At 40.5% G+C, this 18,286-nt stretch carries 17 protein-coding genes; 16 read left to right on the forward strand and 1 reads right to left on the reverse strand.

Annotated elements, in window-relative coordinates:
* Nucleotides 1-243 precede the first annotated feature (243 nt).
* The 16 genes from FCL54_RS05040 (at nucleotide 244) to FCL54_RS05115 (ending at nucleotide 17,202) form a co-directional block, all read left to right on the forward strand.
* Nucleotides 244-1,092 carry a DegV family protein gene (locus FCL54_RS05040; protein WP_138123853.1) on the forward strand — a complete coding sequence of 283 codons (849 nt, stop codon included), beginning with the start codon at nucleotides 244-246 and terminating at the stop codon, nucleotides 1,090-1,092.
* Between the two features lie 30 nt (nucleotides 1,093-1,122).
* On the forward strand, nucleotides 1,123-2,640 hold the full coding sequence (locus FCL54_RS05045) for an ATP-dependent helicase ComFA (RefSeq protein WP_138123855.1): 1,518 nt from the start codon (nucleotides 1,123-1,125) through the stop codon (nucleotides 2,638-2,640).
* 167 nt (nucleotides 2,641-2,807) lie between these two features.
* Complete coding sequence (locus FCL54_RS05050) at nucleotides 2,808-3,365, forward strand: ComF family protein (protein WP_171016686.1); 558 nt, start codon at nucleotides 2,808-2,810, stop codon at nucleotides 3,363-3,365.
* A gap of 138 nt (nucleotides 3,366-3,503) precedes the next feature.
* Nucleotides 3,504-3,704, forward strand: a complete 201-nt coding sequence (locus FCL54_RS05055; RefSeq protein ID WP_171016687.1) for a cold shock domain-containing protein — start codon at nucleotides 3,504-3,506, stop codon at nucleotides 3,702-3,704.
* Between the two features lie 556 nt (nucleotides 3,705-4,260).
* On the forward strand, nucleotides 4,261-4,803 hold the full coding sequence (gene hpf, locus FCL54_RS05060) for a ribosome hibernation-promoting factor, HPF/YfiA family (RefSeq protein WP_138124001.1): 543 nt from the start codon (nucleotides 4,261-4,263) through the stop codon (nucleotides 4,801-4,803).
* A gap of 210 nt (nucleotides 4,804-5,013) precedes the next feature.
* A complete protein-coding gene (locus tag FCL54_RS05065; RefSeq protein ID WP_138123861.1) occupies nucleotides 5,014-5,226 on the forward strand; it encodes a hypothetical protein in 213 nt (70 codons plus the stop codon).
* A gap of 240 nt (nucleotides 5,227-5,466) precedes the next feature.
* Nucleotides 5,467-7,980 (forward strand): preprotein translocase subunit SecA, encoded by a 2,514-nt coding sequence (gene secA, locus FCL54_RS05070; RefSeq protein ID WP_138123863.1) that lies wholly within the window; start codon nucleotides 5,467-5,469, stop codon nucleotides 7,978-7,980.
* 178 nt (nucleotides 7,981-8,158) lie between these two features.
* A protein-coding gene (gene prfB, locus FCL54_RS05075; RefSeq protein WP_138123865.1) for a peptide chain release factor 2 occupies nucleotides 8,159-9,272 on the forward strand; the annotation gives its coding sequence in 2 pieces (ribosomal slippage) (nucleotides 8,159-8,230 and nucleotides 8,232-9,272; 1,113 coding nt in all).
* 226 nt (nucleotides 9,273-9,498) lie between these two features.
* Nucleotides 9,499-10,359: a YitT family protein gene (locus FCL54_RS05080; RefSeq protein WP_138123867.1), complete on the forward strand. Its 861-nt coding sequence runs from the start codon at nucleotides 9,499-9,501 to the stop codon at nucleotides 10,357-10,359.
* A 57-nt stretch (nucleotides 10,360-10,416) separates the two neighbouring features.
* Entirely contained in the window at nucleotides 10,417-10,809 is a 393-nt protein-coding gene (cccB, locus tag FCL54_RS05085; RefSeq protein ID WP_138123869.1) for a cytochrome c551, read from the forward strand.
* A gap of 238 nt (nucleotides 10,810-11,047) precedes the next feature.
* A complete protein-coding gene (gene ftsE / locus FCL54_RS05090; RefSeq protein WP_138123871.1) occupies nucleotides 11,048-11,734 on the forward strand; it encodes a cell division ATP-binding protein FtsE in 687 nt (228 codons plus the stop codon).
* Nucleotides 11,724-12,617 carry a permease-like cell division protein FtsX gene (gene ftsX / locus FCL54_RS05095; protein WP_138123873.1) on the forward strand — a complete coding sequence of 298 codons (894 nt, stop codon included), beginning with the start codon at nucleotides 11,724-11,726 and terminating at the stop codon, nucleotides 12,615-12,617. The genes ftsE and ftsX overlap by 11 nt, the downstream gene beginning before the upstream one ends.
* A 60-nt stretch (nucleotides 12,618-12,677) precedes the next feature.
* Nucleotides 12,678-13,988, forward strand: coding sequence for a murein hydrolase activator EnvC family protein (locus FCL54_RS05100; RefSeq protein ID WP_246055140.1), 1,311 nt, complete (start codon nucleotides 12,678-12,680; stop codon nucleotides 13,986-13,988).
* Nucleotides 13,989-14,138: 150 nt separating this feature from the next.
* Nucleotides 14,139-15,596: a S41 family peptidase gene (locus FCL54_RS05105; protein ID WP_138124005.1), complete on the forward strand. Its 1,458-nt coding sequence runs from the start codon at nucleotides 14,139-14,141 to the stop codon at nucleotides 15,594-15,596.
* A gap of 163 nt (nucleotides 15,597-15,759) precedes the next feature.
* The gene (locus tag FCL54_RS05110; protein ID WP_138123875.1) at nucleotides 15,760-16,950 is read left to right on the forward strand and encodes a PDZ domain-containing protein; all 1,191 of its coding nucleotides are present in this window, start codon (nucleotides 15,760-15,762) and stop codon (nucleotides 16,948-16,950) included.
* Nucleotides 16,951-16,968: 18 nt separating this feature from the next.
* Nucleotides 16,969-17,202: a DUF2198 family protein gene (locus FCL54_RS05115; protein WP_138123877.1), complete on the forward strand. Its 234-nt coding sequence runs from the start codon at nucleotides 16,969-16,971 to the stop codon at nucleotides 17,200-17,202.
* An 87-nt stretch (nucleotides 17,203-17,289) separates the two neighbouring features.
* On the opposite strand, the gene FCL54_RS05120 is transcribed toward FCL54_RS05115, so the two are convergent.
* The gene (locus tag FCL54_RS05120) at nucleotides 17,290-18,138 is read right to left on the reverse strand and encodes a sulfite exporter TauE/SafE family protein (protein WP_138124007.1); all 849 of its coding nucleotides are present in this window, start codon (nucleotides 18,136-18,138) and stop codon (nucleotides 17,290-17,292) included.
* Between the last annotated feature and the right edge of the window lie 148 nt (nucleotides 18,139-18,286).

An 18,286-nucleotide genomic window follows, 5' to 3' on the forward strand; every position in this document is an offset into this window, starting at 1 on the left:
AAAAATCTTCCATATCCATCTGTTTCTCTTAAAACTTATTTAAAATGTGATGCCTCTTTACTAACGATGGTAGAATGGATGCTATTTTATCTCTTAAAAGTAAAAAATAGAAATGTCATTAAACTAGTTTTTCTAATGGAATCAAAGAGAAGAAAAATTACGGTGAAATGAGTCTACAATTCATGTACAATTAACATAGTATTAGGTTGGAATAGCCAGCACGGAGAAAAGTGAGGGATTTTTATGAAAAAGGTTGCTATTGTAACGGATAGCACTGCCTATATACCAGAAGAGATAAGAAAAGATCTGGAAATTACAATGGTGCCTCTTAACGTTATTTTTGGAAACGAATCTTATGAGGAAGAGGCAGAAATTACAGCAAGTGACTTTTATGAGAAGGTCAAACGTGATAATGAACTTCCAAAAACGTCGCAACCTTCGATCGGATATTTTGTTGATACATATGAGAAACTTTCAAAAAACCATGATGCGATTATAACGATTACACTTTCAAGCGGGATAAGCGGAACCTATCAATCGGCTATTTCTGCTGGCCAGATGGTGGAAGGGGCAGAAGTTTATGTCTTTGATTCGGAGATCAGCTGCATGGTGCAGGGCTTCTATGTTATTGAAGCTGCGAGAATGGCTCTTGAAGGTAAAGATGCAAATTCCATCATGAACCGCCTGGAAGAAATAAAAAGTAGTGAACCGGAAGCGTATTTTATGGTAGATGATTTGAGCCATCTTCATCGTGGAGGACGATTAAACGCAGCACAGCTAGTAGTTGGCAATCTTCTCCAAATAAAACCTGTTCTTACTTTTAAAGATAAAGTGATCGTTCCCTTTGAAAAGATCCGCACAAGGAAAAAGGCATTTAACCGAATTCTTCAGTTGTTCGATCAAGATGCTGTAAAGGGAAAAAAGATCAAAGCAACCGTTATCCATGCGAATCAACCGGAAGAAGCCGAGAAGCTAAAAGAGGAAATTACCTCTAAGTATCCAAATGTTGACGTATCGGTCAGTTACTTTGGTCCTGTTATTGCCACGCACCTTGGTGAAGGGGCACTAGGATTGGGCTGGTATCATGTATAAATTAATTTACATATCATTGGAGGCAACATCATGAAGTTCGCCTCCTTTTTATATGAAGGCCAAACGTTACTGGTTCCTGAAAAGCTTTCCAGTAAAGAAGTAATAGTAGATTCCCCTGTAGCTTCAATCAGCCAAATCCCTTATTGGGATACCCCTCCTGTAACTCCTTCTTTCACTTACTCAAAGCAAATACAACGATATCTTAGCGGCAAACAGTTGCTTTTGGAAGAGCTCCCTTTCTCAATAAATACAATCTATGAGCATTACTTGAATGGATACATAACGTTTGTAAAACCTATCAATCAACTAAATGAACGTTTTTACTGCACAAGGTGCGGGAATGATAAGGCCAATTTGTTCGCTTCTTTCCTATGTGCCAGGTGTGATAGGGAATGTATGTATTGCCGGAATTGCATCATGATGAAGCGGATCAGCCAGTGTACTCCATTGGTAGAATGGGTAGGACCAGAAATGTTGTTTGGGAATGAAGATTATAAAATGGAGTGGAACGGAAAACTTTCTAAAGGACAAAAGACTGCCGCTGACTTATTTGTAAAGTGTATTGGAAGCCGTGAAAAATTACTGATATGGGCTGTTTGCGGGGCTGGAAAAACAGAAGTATTATTTGAAGGGATTTCGGAAGCACTCAGTAAGGGACAAAGCATTTGCCTGGCAGCTCCGAGAACAGACGTAGTGATAGAATTAGCACCAAGAATTAAAAAGGCTTTTCCAATGGTGGAAGTAGTTTCTTTACATGGAGGGAGCGAAGAACTACAAGAAAGAGGCCAAATTGTAATTTCTACAACCCATCAGCTGTTAAGATTTAACAATCATTTTGACTTAATGATTGTAGATGAAGTGGATGCGTTTCCGTACTCTATTGACGATTCATTAAAATTTGCTGTTTTAAAAGCGGGTAAAAATGATGCAACTGTAGCTTATCTAAGTGCAACTCCCGATAAGGACTTGAGGAATAAGGCAGATGTGGGAGAGATAACATCGGTCCGCATTCCAGCGAGATATCACGGACTTCCATTGCCTGTACCTGCGTTTAGATGGTGTGGAAATTGGCGAAAACATCTGAAAAGAGGAGCGATACCGGAGCAAGTTAACAATTGGCTAACTGAGCAGATTGCAAAGAATAGCCAGGTGTTTTTGTTTGTACCCTCAGTTAACTTGCTTGAAAGCGTGTTTGATAGTGTGAAACTTAAGCTTCAGAATGTGGAGACTGTGCACGCTGAGGATCCTGGCAGGCATGAAAAGGTAAAAAGATTTCGTGAAGGAAAAACTTGCGTATTGATTACAACTACTATTTTGGAAAGAGGCATAACGGTCTCTAATGTCAGTGTAGGAGTATTAGGAGCGGAGGATAACATTTTTACAGAAAGCGCCCTCGTTCAAATCTCTGGAAGGGCTGGCAGAAGTGCGGATTATCCGACCGGAGATGTTGTTTTCTTTCATTATGGTAAAACTTCTTCAATGATAGGAGCAGAGAACCATATCCAATCGATGAACGAGGAGGCGAAAAGAAAAGGATGGATATCTTAACAGGTGATCATTATTGTTTATGGTGCGAGGGTAGATATTTCAATGACTTTAACTGGCGTTATCTTTTAGGAATGTCGACTAACGATGGTATTTGCTCTGAATGCAGGGAGTCATTGCTATCTATTTCCGGGGAAATATGTCGTATTTGTGGTAGGATGCTCAACAATTTGTCGAAGGAATTCAGAAAAGGAGAGCTTTGCCTTGATTGCATCAGGTGGGAAGATGAGCCGGGATGGGCTGGAGTGCTTGTTAAAAATAGATCTGTTTACCAATATAATGATTTTCTAAAAGGCATTTTGTCTCGCATTAAATTTCGAGGTGATGCTGTGATGGTTTCTCCATTTATGTCCCCTCTAAAAACTCTCTTCAAATTAGAATTCCCGAATGATGTTATTGTTGTCCCTATTCCTTTAAGCAGTGAACGATTGTATGAACGAGGGTTCAATCAGGCGAAGGTTTTAGCGGAATTGCTTGATGTCCAATTAAAAGAGATTTTGATCAGAGATTCCCATGAAGGAAAACAGAGTAAAAAGAACAGAAGGGAAAGGCTTGCTGTAATAAACCAATCGCTCTTTAAGTGCATAGATAATGTTGATTTAGAAGAAAAAAACGTCCTTTTGGTAGATGATATCTATACTACTGGCGTTACGATAAGAAACGCAGCTAAAGAATTGTTGAATAAGGGGGCCAACAAAGCATACTCTCTTACTGTTGCAAGGGGATGAACGGCTTTGTCGAAAAGTATTTGTCCGGTACGCTAAGATTCGCCCATAATCTACAAAATCACCCCTTTGACGAACGAGATAGCAAGGCTTATAGTTGAAGTGTGGCAAGGCCGCAAAGATTTTTGAAGGGAATGTGAATTGATGCAAGGAAAAGTAAAATGGTTTAATGCAGAAAAAGGTTTTGGATTTATCGAGCGTGAAGACGGAGATGACGTTTTCGTACATTTCTCCGCGATCAACATGGACGGCTTTAAATCCCTTGAAGAAGGACAAGAAGTACAGTTTGAAATCGTAGAAGGAGCTCGCGGCCCTCAAGCTGCAAATGTGGAACGCATTTAATAGACCTTTCTAATATTCAAACGATACCCCTGGACTAATTAGTTCAGGGGTTTTATTTTTGTTAACCTTTCCTGTTACATGTAAGAATTTTTACACGAAATAAAACTTTTATTTAAAGGATTGATAATTCATTTAACACTTTTTCAAAAGATACAGATAGCTTTTTTGTGAATTAACAAGAAAGCTATAATAATGAATAATATTGTTTTTCTGGTTTTTAATATCTTAGAAAATGAGACAACGAAGCGATACCTCTATGCTCTTCCAATGACCAGATTCTTATTATTGTCGGAGGTGGAAAAGCTTGTATGTAAGCATTCGAGAACACATAACAAGCGCGAGGACTGCAAAGCTGAATAAAAGTTAACAACCCTCTCTGACAGAGCCAATAAGAAAGTAACTAATTTCTATGACACATCTCACCTTTTTTGTGAAAAACATGTCGAACTGGTAAAGAAAAAGTGAAAAGAATGTCAAAAATAATTACAAGTTTGTGAAGGTATTGGGGTAGGGAATATCGAAAAATATAAGTATACGGAAGGAGGAGTTCTACATGATGAATTTTAACATTCGCGGAGAAAATATTAAGGTGACACCAGCTTTAAGAGATTATACTGAAAAGAAAGTAGGTAAGCTAGAACGTTACTTTGATACTGCACCGAATTCAGATGTGAACGTCAATATGAAAGTATATAACGAACAACAGATGATCGAGGTAACAATTCCGATGCCGAACCTTTTGCTTCGAGCAGAGGAAGAACACGCTGATATGTATGCAGCAATCGATCTTGTTGTTGAAAAGCTTGAAAGACAAATCCGTAAACATAAAACGAAAGTTAATCGCAAGTTTCGCCAGGAAGGCAGCGTAAAATATATGTTCCGTAATGATACGAGCATTCCGGTTGAGGAAGACGAGGATTTAGAAGTTGTAAAGAAAAAGCGTTTTACCCTCAAACCGATGGATGTAGAGGAAGCGATTTTACAAATGGATATGCTGGGCCATAATTTCTACGTTTTCTCTAATGCTGTTAGTGGAGATACAAATGTTGTATATAAACGCAGAGATGGAAAATATGGTTTGATTGAAAAAGACGAATAGAAGTACTAGAGCGCAACCCATAGGGTTGTGCTCTTTTGCTGTTGAACACTAAAATAAATGGATCTATTCGCATGGTTTGTTGTTAATAAGATTCACAATAGAGAGGAACTGCGACGCCAGTTACTGCTGACTGATACGTCGCGCTGAGCCTCCTCGTTCGCACGAAACGCCTTTCTGGTTTTGGCTCACCCACCACACGAAGAAAATGTGATGTTCATTTTCGAGGAGTCTACGTGTACTTCCTTCGCCGATCGGTGCTTTGACTTCCACATCATTGAAAAACGTCAATTGATTGGTGCAGGGGGCAGCCGACTCCTGCGGGAAAAGCAACAGCTGAAGATCCCACAGGAAGCGGTTTTTGCTGAGGAAGCTGAAGCGTTGCCCGCGGAAAGCGAACTGCCGGAGCAGAAATCAATGCTGTAATTGCGTCGCAGTTTATCGCTTTTGTGCAAAAACAACAATCTTTTAGAAAAGAGCCAGGTTAATAATTCAAAACAAGCTTAATTGGATAATAATGTTAAAATATAGGGCGGGCATTGTTAATTTCCTTGTATGGAGTGGAGGGAATTGTTAAAATGAGTACATGTATTAATAGTAATGGGATTAATTTTAAGCAATATAGATCTTTCATCCATTCCTTACAGAAAGAGGAGCGCGTTAGTTATGATAGGTATATTGAAGAAAATATTGCCAAACAGCAATGAACGTCAGTTAGGTCGTTTACAAAAGATTGCAGATCAAGTTGAAGCTTTTTCCGATGAGATGAAGAAGAAATCGGATGAAGAGCTTAAGAATAAAACGGAAGAATTTAAATCGCGTATTGAAAAGGGAGAAAAATTGGACAAGATTCTTCCTGAAGCGTTTGCTGTTGTTAGAGAAGCCGCTGAGCGTGTTTTGAAGATGCGGCCGTATCCGGTACAGATCATGGGTGCTGTCTCCCTTCATGAAGGCAACATCTCTGAAATGAAAACCGGTGAAGGTAAAACACTGACAGCTACGATGCCTGTTTACTTAAATGCTTTAACAGGTAAGGGCGTCCATGTCATTACGGTCAATGAATATCTCGCAAGCCGTGATGCAGAAGAAATGGGCGAATTATATAATTTCCTTGGACTGTCTGTTGGTTTGAACATCAGCGGATTGTCTAAGGAAGAGAAAAAAGAAGCATACGATGCGGATATCACTTACGGAACAAACAACGAGTTTGGATTTGATTATTTAAGGGATAATATGGTCCTTTATAAGGAAGAGATGGTGCAACGCCCTCTTCATTATGCAATCATTGACGAGGTTGACTCCGTATTGATCGATGAAGCGAGGACCCCTTTAATCATTTCCGGTTCTGCTGAAAAGTCTACTGTCCTTTACACACAGGCCAATACGTTTGTCAGAACTTTGAAAGAAGAAGAAGATTATACGATCGATATAAAGACAAAGAACGTCCAGCTTACTGAAGAAGGTATCACAAAGGCTGAACGATTCTTTAACATCGACAACCTATATGATTACAAGCATGTTGCTTTAAACCATCATATTAACCAGGCGCTTAAAGCCAATGTTATTATGCTTCGCGATACCGACTATGTTGTGCAGGAAGGCGAGGTTGTGATCGTTGACCAGTTTACAGGTCGTTTAATGGCAGGACGCCGATACAGCGATGGACTTCACCAGGCGATTGAAGCAAAAGAAGGCCTGGAAATCCAGCGTGAAAGTATGACGCTTGCTACGATCACATTTCAGAACTATTTCCGTATGTATGAAAAGCTTGCCGGTATGACCGGTACGGCAAAAACTGAGGAAGAGGAATTCCGTAACATCTACAATATGAACGTTATTGTGATCCCGACGAATAGACCGATTATTCGTGAAGACAACCCTGACCTCGTTTATAAGTCTACTATAGGAAAATTTAAGGCAGTGGCGGAGGAAATAGCTGAGCGCCATAAAAAAGGGCAGCCGGTCCTTGTGGGTACAGTTGCAGTAGAAACTTCAGAGTTAATCTCAGATGTCTTGAAGAAGAATAAAATACCTCATAATGTGTTAAATGCGAAAAATCACGGGCGTGAGGCTGAGATCATAGAGAACGCCGGGCAAAGAGGCGTGGTTACGATCGCAACAAACATGGCCGGCCGTGGTACGGATATTAAACTTGGTGAAGGCGTAAGAGAGCTTGGCGGATTATTCATTCTTGGAACAGAGCGCCATGAAAGCCGTCGTATCGATAACCAGCTTCGAGGTCGTTCCGGTCGTCAGGGAGATCCGGGTGCATCACGCTTCTACATTTCGATGGAAGACGAGTTAATGCGCCGTTTCGGTTCTGAAAATATGATGAACATGATGGATCGCCTGGGCATGGAAGAAGATCAGCCGATTGAAAGCAAACTTGTCTCAAGAGCAGTTGAATCTGCACAAAAACGTGTAGAAGGTAACAATTTCGATGCCCGTAAGCAGTTGCTTCAATATGACGATGTGATGCGCCAGCAACGCGAGGTTATCTATAAGCAAAGAGCAGAAGTGCTTGAATCAGACAACTTACGTGAAATAGTTGAAGAAATGATCCACTCTGTTGTAGAGCGCCTTGTACGGATTCATACACCAGAGCAAGAAATTGAAGAAGATTGGAATTTGCAGGCGATCGTGGATCATGCTAACGGTACGTTTATGTATGAAGGAATGGTTACGGTTGATCAACTGAAAAAGCTTGATCCGGAAGAAATGATCGAGCTTTATATGGAAAAAGTAAAAGAAATCTATGATGAAAAAGAACAGCAAATTGAGCCAGAACGCCTGCGCGAATTTGAGAAAGTTATCGTACTTCGAAGTGTTGACCGCAAATGGATGGATCATATCGATGCGATGGATCAATTGCGTCAGGGAATCCACCTTCGTGCATACGGCCAGAACGATCCGCTAAGAGAATATCAATTTGAAGGATTCCAAATGTTCGAAGATATGGTCGCCGAGATCGAGGAGGAAGTTGCAACTTATGTTATGAAGGCACAGATCGAAAGCAACCTTCAGCGTGAAAAGGTTGCCGAAGGAAAAGCAGTGAATCCTAAGGAAGAAGGAAGCACAAAGAAAAAGCCTGTCCGCAAAAAACAGGACATCAAACGAAATGACCCATGCCCGTGCGGAAGCGGCAAAAAATACAAAAACTGCCACGGAGCAAATGCGTAAGAACGTAGGGTAGGTGCATCAGCATCTACCTGTTCTTTCGATTAGAAAGTGGTCGATTTCGTGAGTGGCTTCACTTTCAGGAAGAGCGAAAAAGCTTATCTAGTTAATGCAGGTTTTAGAATAATGTTAAAAAGCTATAATAAAGTACTAATGACAATGATTAGATGAGGTGTTCAATATGGAATTAGCTGAAATTAAAAGTGAACTTCAAACCATCGAGAAACGATTAAATGACTTCAGGGGGTCTCTTTGACCTCTCGACTAAAAAGGAAAAAATCGCTGAACTAGATGAACAAATGACATCTCCCGACTTCTGGGATGACCAGAACGCTGCACAGTCTGTTATCAATGAATCTAACGCGATCAAAGAGATGGTCAATCAATTTGAAGAGCTTCATGAAAAATATGAGAATCTTGATGTTTCATACGAGCTTGTAAAAGAAGAAGAAGATCAGGATTTGCGTTCAGAGCTTGAAGAAGAAATCACGACTCTAAAAAAAGAATTAAACGATTATGAGCTAACTCTACTATTAAGTGAGCCCTATGATAAAAACAACGCGATTCTCGAGCTGCACCCGGGGGCAGGAGGAACAGAGTCTCAGGATTGGGCTTCCATGCTCCTCAGAATGTATACAAGATGGGCGGAGAGAAAAGGCTTTAAAGTAGAAACGATGGATTACTTGCCTGGAGATGAAGCCGGTGTTAAAAGTGTAACCCTGTTGATCAAGGGACATAACGCATATGGTTATCTTAAAGCGGAAAAGGGAGTTCATCGTCTCGTTAGAATTTCTCCTTTTGATTCAAGTGGAAGAAGGCATACTTCCTTCGTATCGTGTGAAGTAATGCCGGAATTTAATGATGAAATTGAAATTGATATCAAAACAGAAGATCTTAAAATCGACACGTATCGTGCCAGTGGTGCAGGCGGCCAGCACGTAAACACTACTGACTCTGCCGTGCGAATCACTCATCTGCCTACAAATGTAGTAGTGAGCTGCCAAACAGAACGCTCTCAGATTAAAAACCGGGAACGGGCAATGAAGATGCTGAAAGCAAAACTATATCAGAAGCGAATAGAAGAACAGGAAGCCCAGTTGGCGGAAATTCGTGGTGAACAAAAAGAAATAGGCTGGGGAAGCCAGATCCGTTCTTACGTTTTCCACCCATACAGCCTTGTTAAAGACCATCGTACAAATACAGAAATCGGAAACACACAGGCGGTAATGGATGGTGAGCTCGATCCGTTTATCGATGCTTACCTTCGTTCAAAATTAAATAATGAAGCAAAGTAGCCTCTAGTTTATAGAGGTTATTTTTTTTGGCTTTACAAAAGATAATAGGAAGAACAGATGATAAAAAGACGAAAAAATCAATCAATTTTCACCTCTTTACCACGTTGATTTGACGCTGTTTACACTAAAAAAAGCCGGTGATATACTCAATAAGGTTTGCTTAAACAGAACAGGACAAGCACCTAAGAATACGGACAATTAAGCGGTGATAAAAATGATGATGGCGATGAAAAAGAAATATACTACAATGGATCCTAAATTACATGTAACCCTGGAATATATTTATGTATTGATCGGTTCAGCGTTTGTCGCTCTGGCTTTTAACCTTTTTTTGCTGCCCAATCAAATCGCATCGGGCGGAGTAAGTGGAATAAGTACAATTCTATATGGAGTGTTTCAATGGAAACCTTCCTACGTTCAGTGGGCATTTAACATTCCTTTGTTTATTAGCGGCGTTATTTTACTTGGACGGCAGTTCGGAGCCAAAACCCTTGTTGGTACACTTTTTCTCCCGTTTGTCGTTTATTTATCGGAAGATTTCCCTGCAGTTACCCTCGATCCGCTTTTGGGAGCGCTGTTTGGCGGAATCGGTGTTGGGATCGGTCTGGGTATTGTGTTCCGCGGAAAAGCATCAACAGGCGGAACGGATCTGGCAGCTCAAATTATCCATAAATATACTGGATTTTCACTTGGTGCCTGTGTTTTCATGATCGATGGACTGATTGTCGCAACTTCTGCGTTTGTTTTCAGTTTTGAACAGGCTTTATATGCTTTGATCGGTATGTACTTGACAGGGAAAACGATTGATATCGTCCAGTTAGGCTTCAGTTATTCTAAGATGGCTCTTATCATTTCTGAAAAAGAAGACGAAATGAGAAAGGGAATCTTCGAAGTAGTCAACAGGGGAGTAACGCAGATTTCTGGAAAAGGCGGTTTTACTAATGACGAGCGCCCTATCTTAATGTGTGTTGTGAATCAAAATGAGGTTACTAAATTAAAGCAGGTTGTAAAAGCGGTTGATCCATCAGCATTTGTAATCGTGGCAAGTGCAACCGAGGTGCTTGGTGAGGGGTTTAAAAGAGAATAAAAGTGGAAGATCTGGTTAACCTATCAAAGAAATGCTTGAGTATAGGAGTGAGTAGGCATGGCAAAGAAACTTTTGTCGATTTTGATGGGAACCTTTCTTGCTTTTTCCCTTGTAGCATGTGGAGGCGGAGATCAAGGTGGCAACGAAGAACCAGACCAGGAAGAACAGGCACCCGATGAAGCGCAAGAACCTGCAGATGAAGGGGAAAATAAGGCTGCTGGATATGATGCAGAAGCTGCCCAGGCACTTTACAACACCAAGTGTTCAAGCTGCCATGGCGACAACCTGCAGGGAAACATCGGACCAAAACTATCTGCAATAGGAAGCAAATATAGTAAGGATGAAATAGTATCTATTATTCAAAACGGCAAAGGGCAGATGCCTGCTGGCCTTGTCGAAGGTGATGAGGCAGATAACCTTGCAGCGTGGTTAGCGGATAAAAAAGAATAACCCCCTAAAAAGAAGCGTTTTTCAACGTTTCTTTTTTGTTACAAAAAGAAATATGGAAAAATAACGTTTTTGTGTCATATTTCGTAGATATTGAAACATAAATGTAATAAAAATTTGTCTTAAAATAGCGAATTTCTTTGTTATAATATCTTTTAGGTAAACAAAGCAATCAATATACTTTTATTAGAGCTAGACATCACGATAAAAACAACGAGAATGCGGTAAGGTGTGATTAAGCTTGATTGAAATGAAAGATGTTTGGAAAACATATCCAAACGGGGTAAAAGCTGTGAATGGCATAGATATTAAAATCGATAAAGGAGAATTTGTTTATATTGTCGGACCGAGTGGTGCAGGAAAATCTACGTTCATTAAGATGATATACCGCGAAGAAAGACCGACAAAAGGACAGATCGTCGTAAATGGTACTGATTTAAGTAAGTTAAAGGAACGTCAGGTACCAAGGCTTAGAAGGCATATCGGCATTGTATTTCAAGATTTTAAGTTGTTGCCAAAACTATCAGTCTACGAAAACATAGCTTTTGCTCTAGAAGTTATTGAAGAAAGTAAGCCAAATATACGTAAGAGAGTTATGGAAGCTCTTGACTTAGTCAGTCTTAAAAATAAAGCCCGCTTTTTGCCAGATGAACTATCCGGAGGCGAACAACAACGTGTTTCGATAGCAAGGGCGATTGTTAACAATCCGGACGTCCTGATAACCGATGAGCCAACAGGTAACCTTGACCCGGAAACAGCCTGGGGAATCATGGACTTGCTTGAAGAAATCAACAACAAGGGTACAACAGTACTTATGGCTACCCACAACAAAGAAATTGTAAACACTATTAAAAAACGGGTTATAGCGATTGAAAGCGGAATGATTGCTCGGGACGAAATAAGAGGTGAATACGGCTATGAAGCTTAGAACATTTGGCCGCCATTGGAAAGAAGGTATTAAAAACCTTGCCCGAAATGGGTGGATGTCATTCGCCTCTGTTTCAGCAGTGACTGTTACACTGTTACTTGTTGGTGTCTTCGTAGCACTGTTATTAAATTTAAATGAAGTTGGCTCTCAAATTGAGGATGATGTTGAGGTCCGGGTGTTTATAGACCTAACAGCTAAAGAACAACAACAAGAAGCGCTTAAACAAAAAATTCAAGGTGTTCCAAAAGTATCTTCTGTAACCTTCCAGTCAAAAGAAGAAGGATTAAAGCAGCTTATAAAAAGCCTTGGAGATGAAGGAAAGGCGTTTTCTTCACTTGAAAAAGAGAATCCGCTAAACGATGTATTTATCGTTAAAACGGCTAACCCACAGGATACAATCGAGGTTGCGAAAGAAGTAAAGAACTTTAAAAGTGTTGAAAAGGTCGAATATGCCAAAGACACTGTGGAACGTTTATTTAAAGTGATGAATGTTTCAAGGAATGTAGGCCTGGGCCTAATTATTGGTTTGTTATTTACAGCTATGTTTCTAATCGCAAACACGATAAAGATTACTATTGTTGCTAGAAAAAGAGAAATTGAAATTATGAAGCTCGTTGGTGCTACAAACTGGTTTATTCGCTGGCCTTTCTTAATTGAAGGAGTATTGATCGGCGTTCTTGGAGCCGTAATTCCAATTTCACTTTTAGTGTTCGGGTATGACTATATTTATACAGAGATCACTACTCGTTATCCGACACTGTTTATTGATCTGTTGCCGGTTTATCCATTCGTACTTCAACTGGCAGGGCTGCTCGTGTTGATCGGCATGATCATCGGAGTCTGGGGAAGCTTTACATCCATGCGTAAGTTTTTAAGAGTGTAAATAACTAGAGATAGATTAAGAGAACAATAAATTCAAGGGAAAATCGGGGGAGGAAAAACATTGAAGCGTAAAGTTTTAGCTGCCGCTCTAACAGTAAGCTTGGGAATGTCTGGACTAACAGCTGCATTTTCACCACAAATTGCAGAAGCAAATTCTAATCAGGAAAAACTAAAGGAAATTCAAGAGAAAAAGAGTCAGAACTTACAAGAACGCCAACAAAAAGAATCAGAAATACAGGGTGTTCAAGAAGAACAAGATAAGGTAGCAGCAGAAATTAAACGATTGGACACTGCTGTTTCGGATGCCGAAAATAAAATTGAAGCAAAACAACAGGAAATTGACCAAACGAAAGAGAATATCGCAAAACTTCAAGAGGAAATTAAAGTCCTGGAAAAACGCATTGCCGAAAGGGACAAGCTTTTAAAAGACCGAGTGAAGGCGATGTATCAAAATGGCGGTACTGTAGATTATCTTGATGTGTTAATGGGGGCTAAAAGCTTCGGTGATTTCCTTGAACGTGTAATGGCGCTTAACACAATTGCAGAACAGGATAAAAATATTCTTGAAGAGCATAAAGCAGACAAGCTTGCTCTAGAAGAGAAAAAAGCGGAAGTGGAAGCACAATTAAATGACCTCGAGCAAAAGCTGGGAGAGTTAGAAAAATTAAAAGCTGATCTCAATGCTAAAAAAGCTGAAAAAGATGCCCTTATGAAGAAACTTGAAAAGCAAGAGGGTGAACTTCACAGTTATGTGGAAGACCTGAAAGAAAATGCTGAAACGTTAAGTGCACAAGAAGCTGCAGTTAAGAAAGAAATTGCACGCCAAAAAGCAGCGGCTGAAGCAGCTGCAAGAAAAGCGGCCGCAGAAAAAGCAGCGAGGGAAGCTGCCGCGGCGAAAAAAGCAAGTAGCAGTAACTCAAACTCCGGTGGAGGAGGGAATGAGCCTGCACCTGCACCAGTTTCATCGCATGTCGGCAACTCTGGCTTTTCATGGCCTACTTCAGGTCGAGTAACATCCCAGATTGGTTCTAGATGGAACAAATTCCATGCGGGAATCGATATTGCAAAATCAGGTAGCGTACCTGTTCGTGCTGCAGCTGCTGGAACTGTTTTCCGCTCTTATCTATCAGGAAGCTATGGTAATGTTGTATTCATCACGCATTATATAAATGGACAAACCTATACGACTGTATATGCACATATGAGAAACCGTGCTGTATCACAAGGCCAAACTGTTTCTGCGGGAACGTACCTCGGTACAATGGGGAACACAGGCCACTCGTTTGGTCAGCATTTGCACTTTGAACTGCACAAAGGTTCATGGAACGCTAATAAAACGAATGCAGTTAATCCTTTAAACTATTTGCCGTAAGCATTCTTTACTAAAAATGGATTTCCCGGAATAATGGAAAACCAAACATAATGAAAACAAGCTCTTCATATAGTAGAATAAAGAGTAAAGGCATCGCATCCTGATGGTGTGATGCTTTTTCTTTAAACAAATGAGGTGAGTGGAATGAAGATACAGGGGAAAATTGTCGCCCTTCTTGTTGTTCTGGCCCTATTTATCGGAGCGGGGGGCACATATGTAGGGCTCTCTTATTTTGGACAAGAAGAGCTGGCTGGAAACAAACTAACCTTTTCAGGTGAAGCTGGAGGAGAGAAAAGCTCAGAAGCCTCTCCTGAAGATTTTAGAAAGATTCAAAAGGCATACGAACTAATAGAAGACAAGTATGTTAAGGACATGGATGACGATAAATTGCTTGAAGGTGCAATCAAAGGGATGGTTGAAACATTAGATGATCCCTATTCTGTATACATGGACCCGGAAACTGCAAAACAGTTTACCCAGTCACTTGGATCTTCGTTTGAAGGTATCGGAGCGGAAGTCAGCATGGAGGGTGGCAAAGTAACGATCGTTGCTCCATTCAAAGATTCTCCGGCTGAGAAAGCTGGCTTAAAACCAAATGATAAAATATTAACGATCAATGGCAAAAGCATTGAAGGACTTGATCTTTATGATGCGGTATTAAAAATCCGAGGGAAAAAGGGAACAACTGTAAAGCTCGGAGTACAAAGACCTGGTGTGTCTGAAACGATGAGCATTGAAGTGACAAGGGATGAGATTCCACTTCAAACAGTATATGCTGACAAACAGGAAAAGAACGGGAAAACGGTCGGCATTATTGAAATCACATCATTCTCTGAGGATACTGCGGAAGAGTTTGCAAAAGAATTAGAAAAGCTTGAGAAAGATGGCATCGATGGATTAGTTATAGATGTGCGTGGAAACCCGGGCGGTTATCTTGATGCAGTTGCATCGATTTCCCAAATGATCATTCCCAATAATAAGCCATATGTCCAAATCGAAGACCGAGATGGGGAAAAACAACGCTCTGTTTCTTCTTTAGAAGAGAAGAAGGACTATCCAATCGTGGGTCTTATCGACAGAGGAAGTGCTTCAGCTTCAGAAATTCTCGCTGCCGCATTAAAAGAAGCAGGAGGCTATGATCTAGTCGGTGAAAAGTCATTTGGAAAAGGGACCGTACAACAAACGGTTGACATGGGAGATGGCAGTAACATTAAATTGACGATGTTCAAATGGTTAACTCCAGATGGAAACTGGATTCATAAAAAAGGTATAAAACCAACTGTCGAAGCAAAACAACCGGATTACTTCTATGTAAATCCATTGACAATAGAAAAACCATTAACGTTCGATATGAACAGTAAACAGGTTGAAAGTGCTCAAAAAATGCTAAAGGGCCTCGGATATGAGCCAGGACGTTCAGATGGTTATTTTAATGAAGAAACCGTAACAGCTGTAAAGGCGTTCCAAAAAACACAGGGTCTTTCAGTTACAGGGAAAATCGACGAAAAGACAGCTGCAAGTCTGCAAGAAAACATCATTGAAACAATTAAAGATAAGAAAAACGATCTTCAATTGAAAACGGCAATCCAGCTTGCAACTGAAAAATAAAAATAAGTCCGTGGGGCAACCTGCGGATTTTCTTTTTCTCTCAGTAAAAAGTGATTGCTTTCATTCACACTGTTATCTGTTAAAATATATCTATACATAACAGAACGTGAGTAAATCGTGGCTTGCGAAAACATAGATAGAGTTATTTTTGGAGGAGAGCATAATGGCAGAACTTTTGTTAACATCCTTGCTAAAAGGAATCGTATCGTTCCTTATAAACCCGCTTTTTTACCTGATAATCATCGCTGCTTTTTGGCTTGGAATTCAACGGGTGAAAAGAGAAAGGCTGGACTTTCATACTCGAGTTTACGGTGTTTTAGATGATGTATTTATTACTATGACAGCAGGATTAGGAATCGGACTGGTTCTCTCCGCGTTCTCGGTAGCACTGGGTATCACCCTTCCCTTTGGTACAATCGTGTTACTCTCTCTATGTACAATTCTCTTGCTGGCCATACAACAGATACGTTTTTTATCACCGGCATTTATATTTATTTTGCCGATTGTGGCAGCTATCTTTTTACAACCATTTAATACTGGGATCGAACTTTTGGATAAATGGGTTGCAGATCTCCCGGAAACATCTATATCAGGCTTGATTATCCTTTTAGGATTTTTAATCATTGCAGAAGGCTTCCTGGTTTGGACTAACGGGAAAGTAAAAACATCTCCTAAACTCATTCACAGTAAACGGGGAAAGGTTGTCGGAGCACACGAAGTAAGGCGAGTCTGGCTTTTACCGTTCTTTCTTCTATTGCCTGTCGGGAACCTGACTGCAACTGACTGGTGGCCGCTTTTAAGCTTTGGCAATGAAACGTTTGCTTTCATCGCTGTTCCCTTTGGGATTGGATTTCAAAAGCTGGTGCATCATACCCTTCCAGCTGAAGCGATGCGCTTGAATGGTTTGCATCTTGTTGTTCTTGGTGTTATTGTTTTCGGAACCTCTCTGGCAGGTCATCTTACAGGAATGCAATGGCTGGCCGTTACAGCTGCGATAGTTGCAATTGTTGGCCGTTTAGCTATTCTTATCTACCATAGAGGAATGAATAAACCAGCTTATTTCAAAGAGCAAAATGAAGGGTTGGTTATTCTTGGAATCATTCCGGGATCCCCGGCTTCTAAGATGAATTTAAAAGTTGGTGAAGTCGTGCAGAAGGTTAATGGCCAGCTTCTACATGAAGAATCTGATTTTTATCAGGGGTTACAACGAAACGCTGCATTTTGCAAATTAGAGGTACTCGATTATAATGGGGAAGTGCGCTTTGAACAACGAGCCCTTTATCATAACGAGCATCATGAACTTGGATTGTTGTTCGTTCATGCAAGGAAACATAAACGGGCATCGGGGCAATAGAGAGGGGAAACGTTTTTCATGTTAGAATTACTCATTGCGGCGCTGTTGCCAGCAATCGTGGTTATTTTATTTACAAGGGTCACTTATAATAAATATGTAAGTTTTGTGCTGTCGCTTATACTCATGTGGGCGCTTTTTGATGGGCTGGAGCAGCCTCTTTATTTACAGGCCATCACCGTAGTCTCAGCAATAATCGGCTTTGTCTATTCTCACAAGATCGAACAAAAACAGAAGAACAGAATTAAAAAATAGGCGCCTATTTCTATGAAATAGACGCCATTTTTACCGTATAGAAAAAGGATAACTTTTTAGCAAAGGAGAATGCTCGACGTGTTTTCTTTATGATCTCTTTGCTCGTAGACTATTAAAAGTAAATAAAGTAAATAAAGCCAGTGCATAGACTGCAAGAATGACCAAGCCGATAACAGGAACACCCAAAAGCTTCGACAAAACACTAAGAAACGTTGCGAGATACAGGATGCTTAAGAAAAATTGGATTCTTCGGTTAGCATAAAGTGTTGTTAAACTAGCGCCGACCTGGGCACCGACGAGAGCGCCGAGAACTAGTGCTACTCCCAGTGTAATATTGATGGTTGCAGAAAATACGTAAGAGATGAATCCTGCAGTTACGATAAAAAAGATGCTGACAAGAGAAGTGCCAACAGCCATCCGAGGCGGAAATCCAAGGAACTTGATCATTAACGGCACCATGATAAAACCGCCGCCAACCCCCAGGATTGATGAAGCAAGTCCGGCAACAAATCCTATTAATGCAATCTTTGGAATCGAATCAGACATCGTTTGTTTGATTGATTCCGAGCGGCTGCTTTTCAACATCGACAGAGCGAAATATCCCAATAAAATTAAGTAGAGAATTGGGATAACAATGTCGTCATATCCTAATTCTTCTATTTTTAATACGAACGGAAGTGCCACCTGGGTTGCTGCCATTCCGCTTAACCCAAGGATTACGGCCGGCTTGAAACTGATATTGCCGTATTTATAGTGGCGAACCATGCCGGAAACCGAGGTGCTCATCGAATAAAGCAAGCTTGTAGCTACTGCATTTATAGGAGGAAAACCTAACAGCAACAAAACCGGTGTTAAGATAAAACCTCCCCCAACACCAAAAAATCCTGATAAAATTCCAATTGAAATCCCGAGCGGAAGCGCCCACAAAAAAACCATCACCAAAAATCCTCTCATATCCAAGTCTGATAGTTTTAGAATACCTTAAACAAAGGAAAAGAAAAAGAAAGGCGTTTTACGGCGATACAAAGATCTTGGCATCTTTAATAGGGACAACGAAGCGATACTTCTTTGCTCTCCCCTAAAA

Source organism: Exobacillus caeni (assembly GCF_005747095.1).
GTDB classification, from domain to species: Bacteria; Bacillota; Bacilli; order Bacillales; family Guptibacillaceae; genus Exobacillus; species Exobacillus caeni.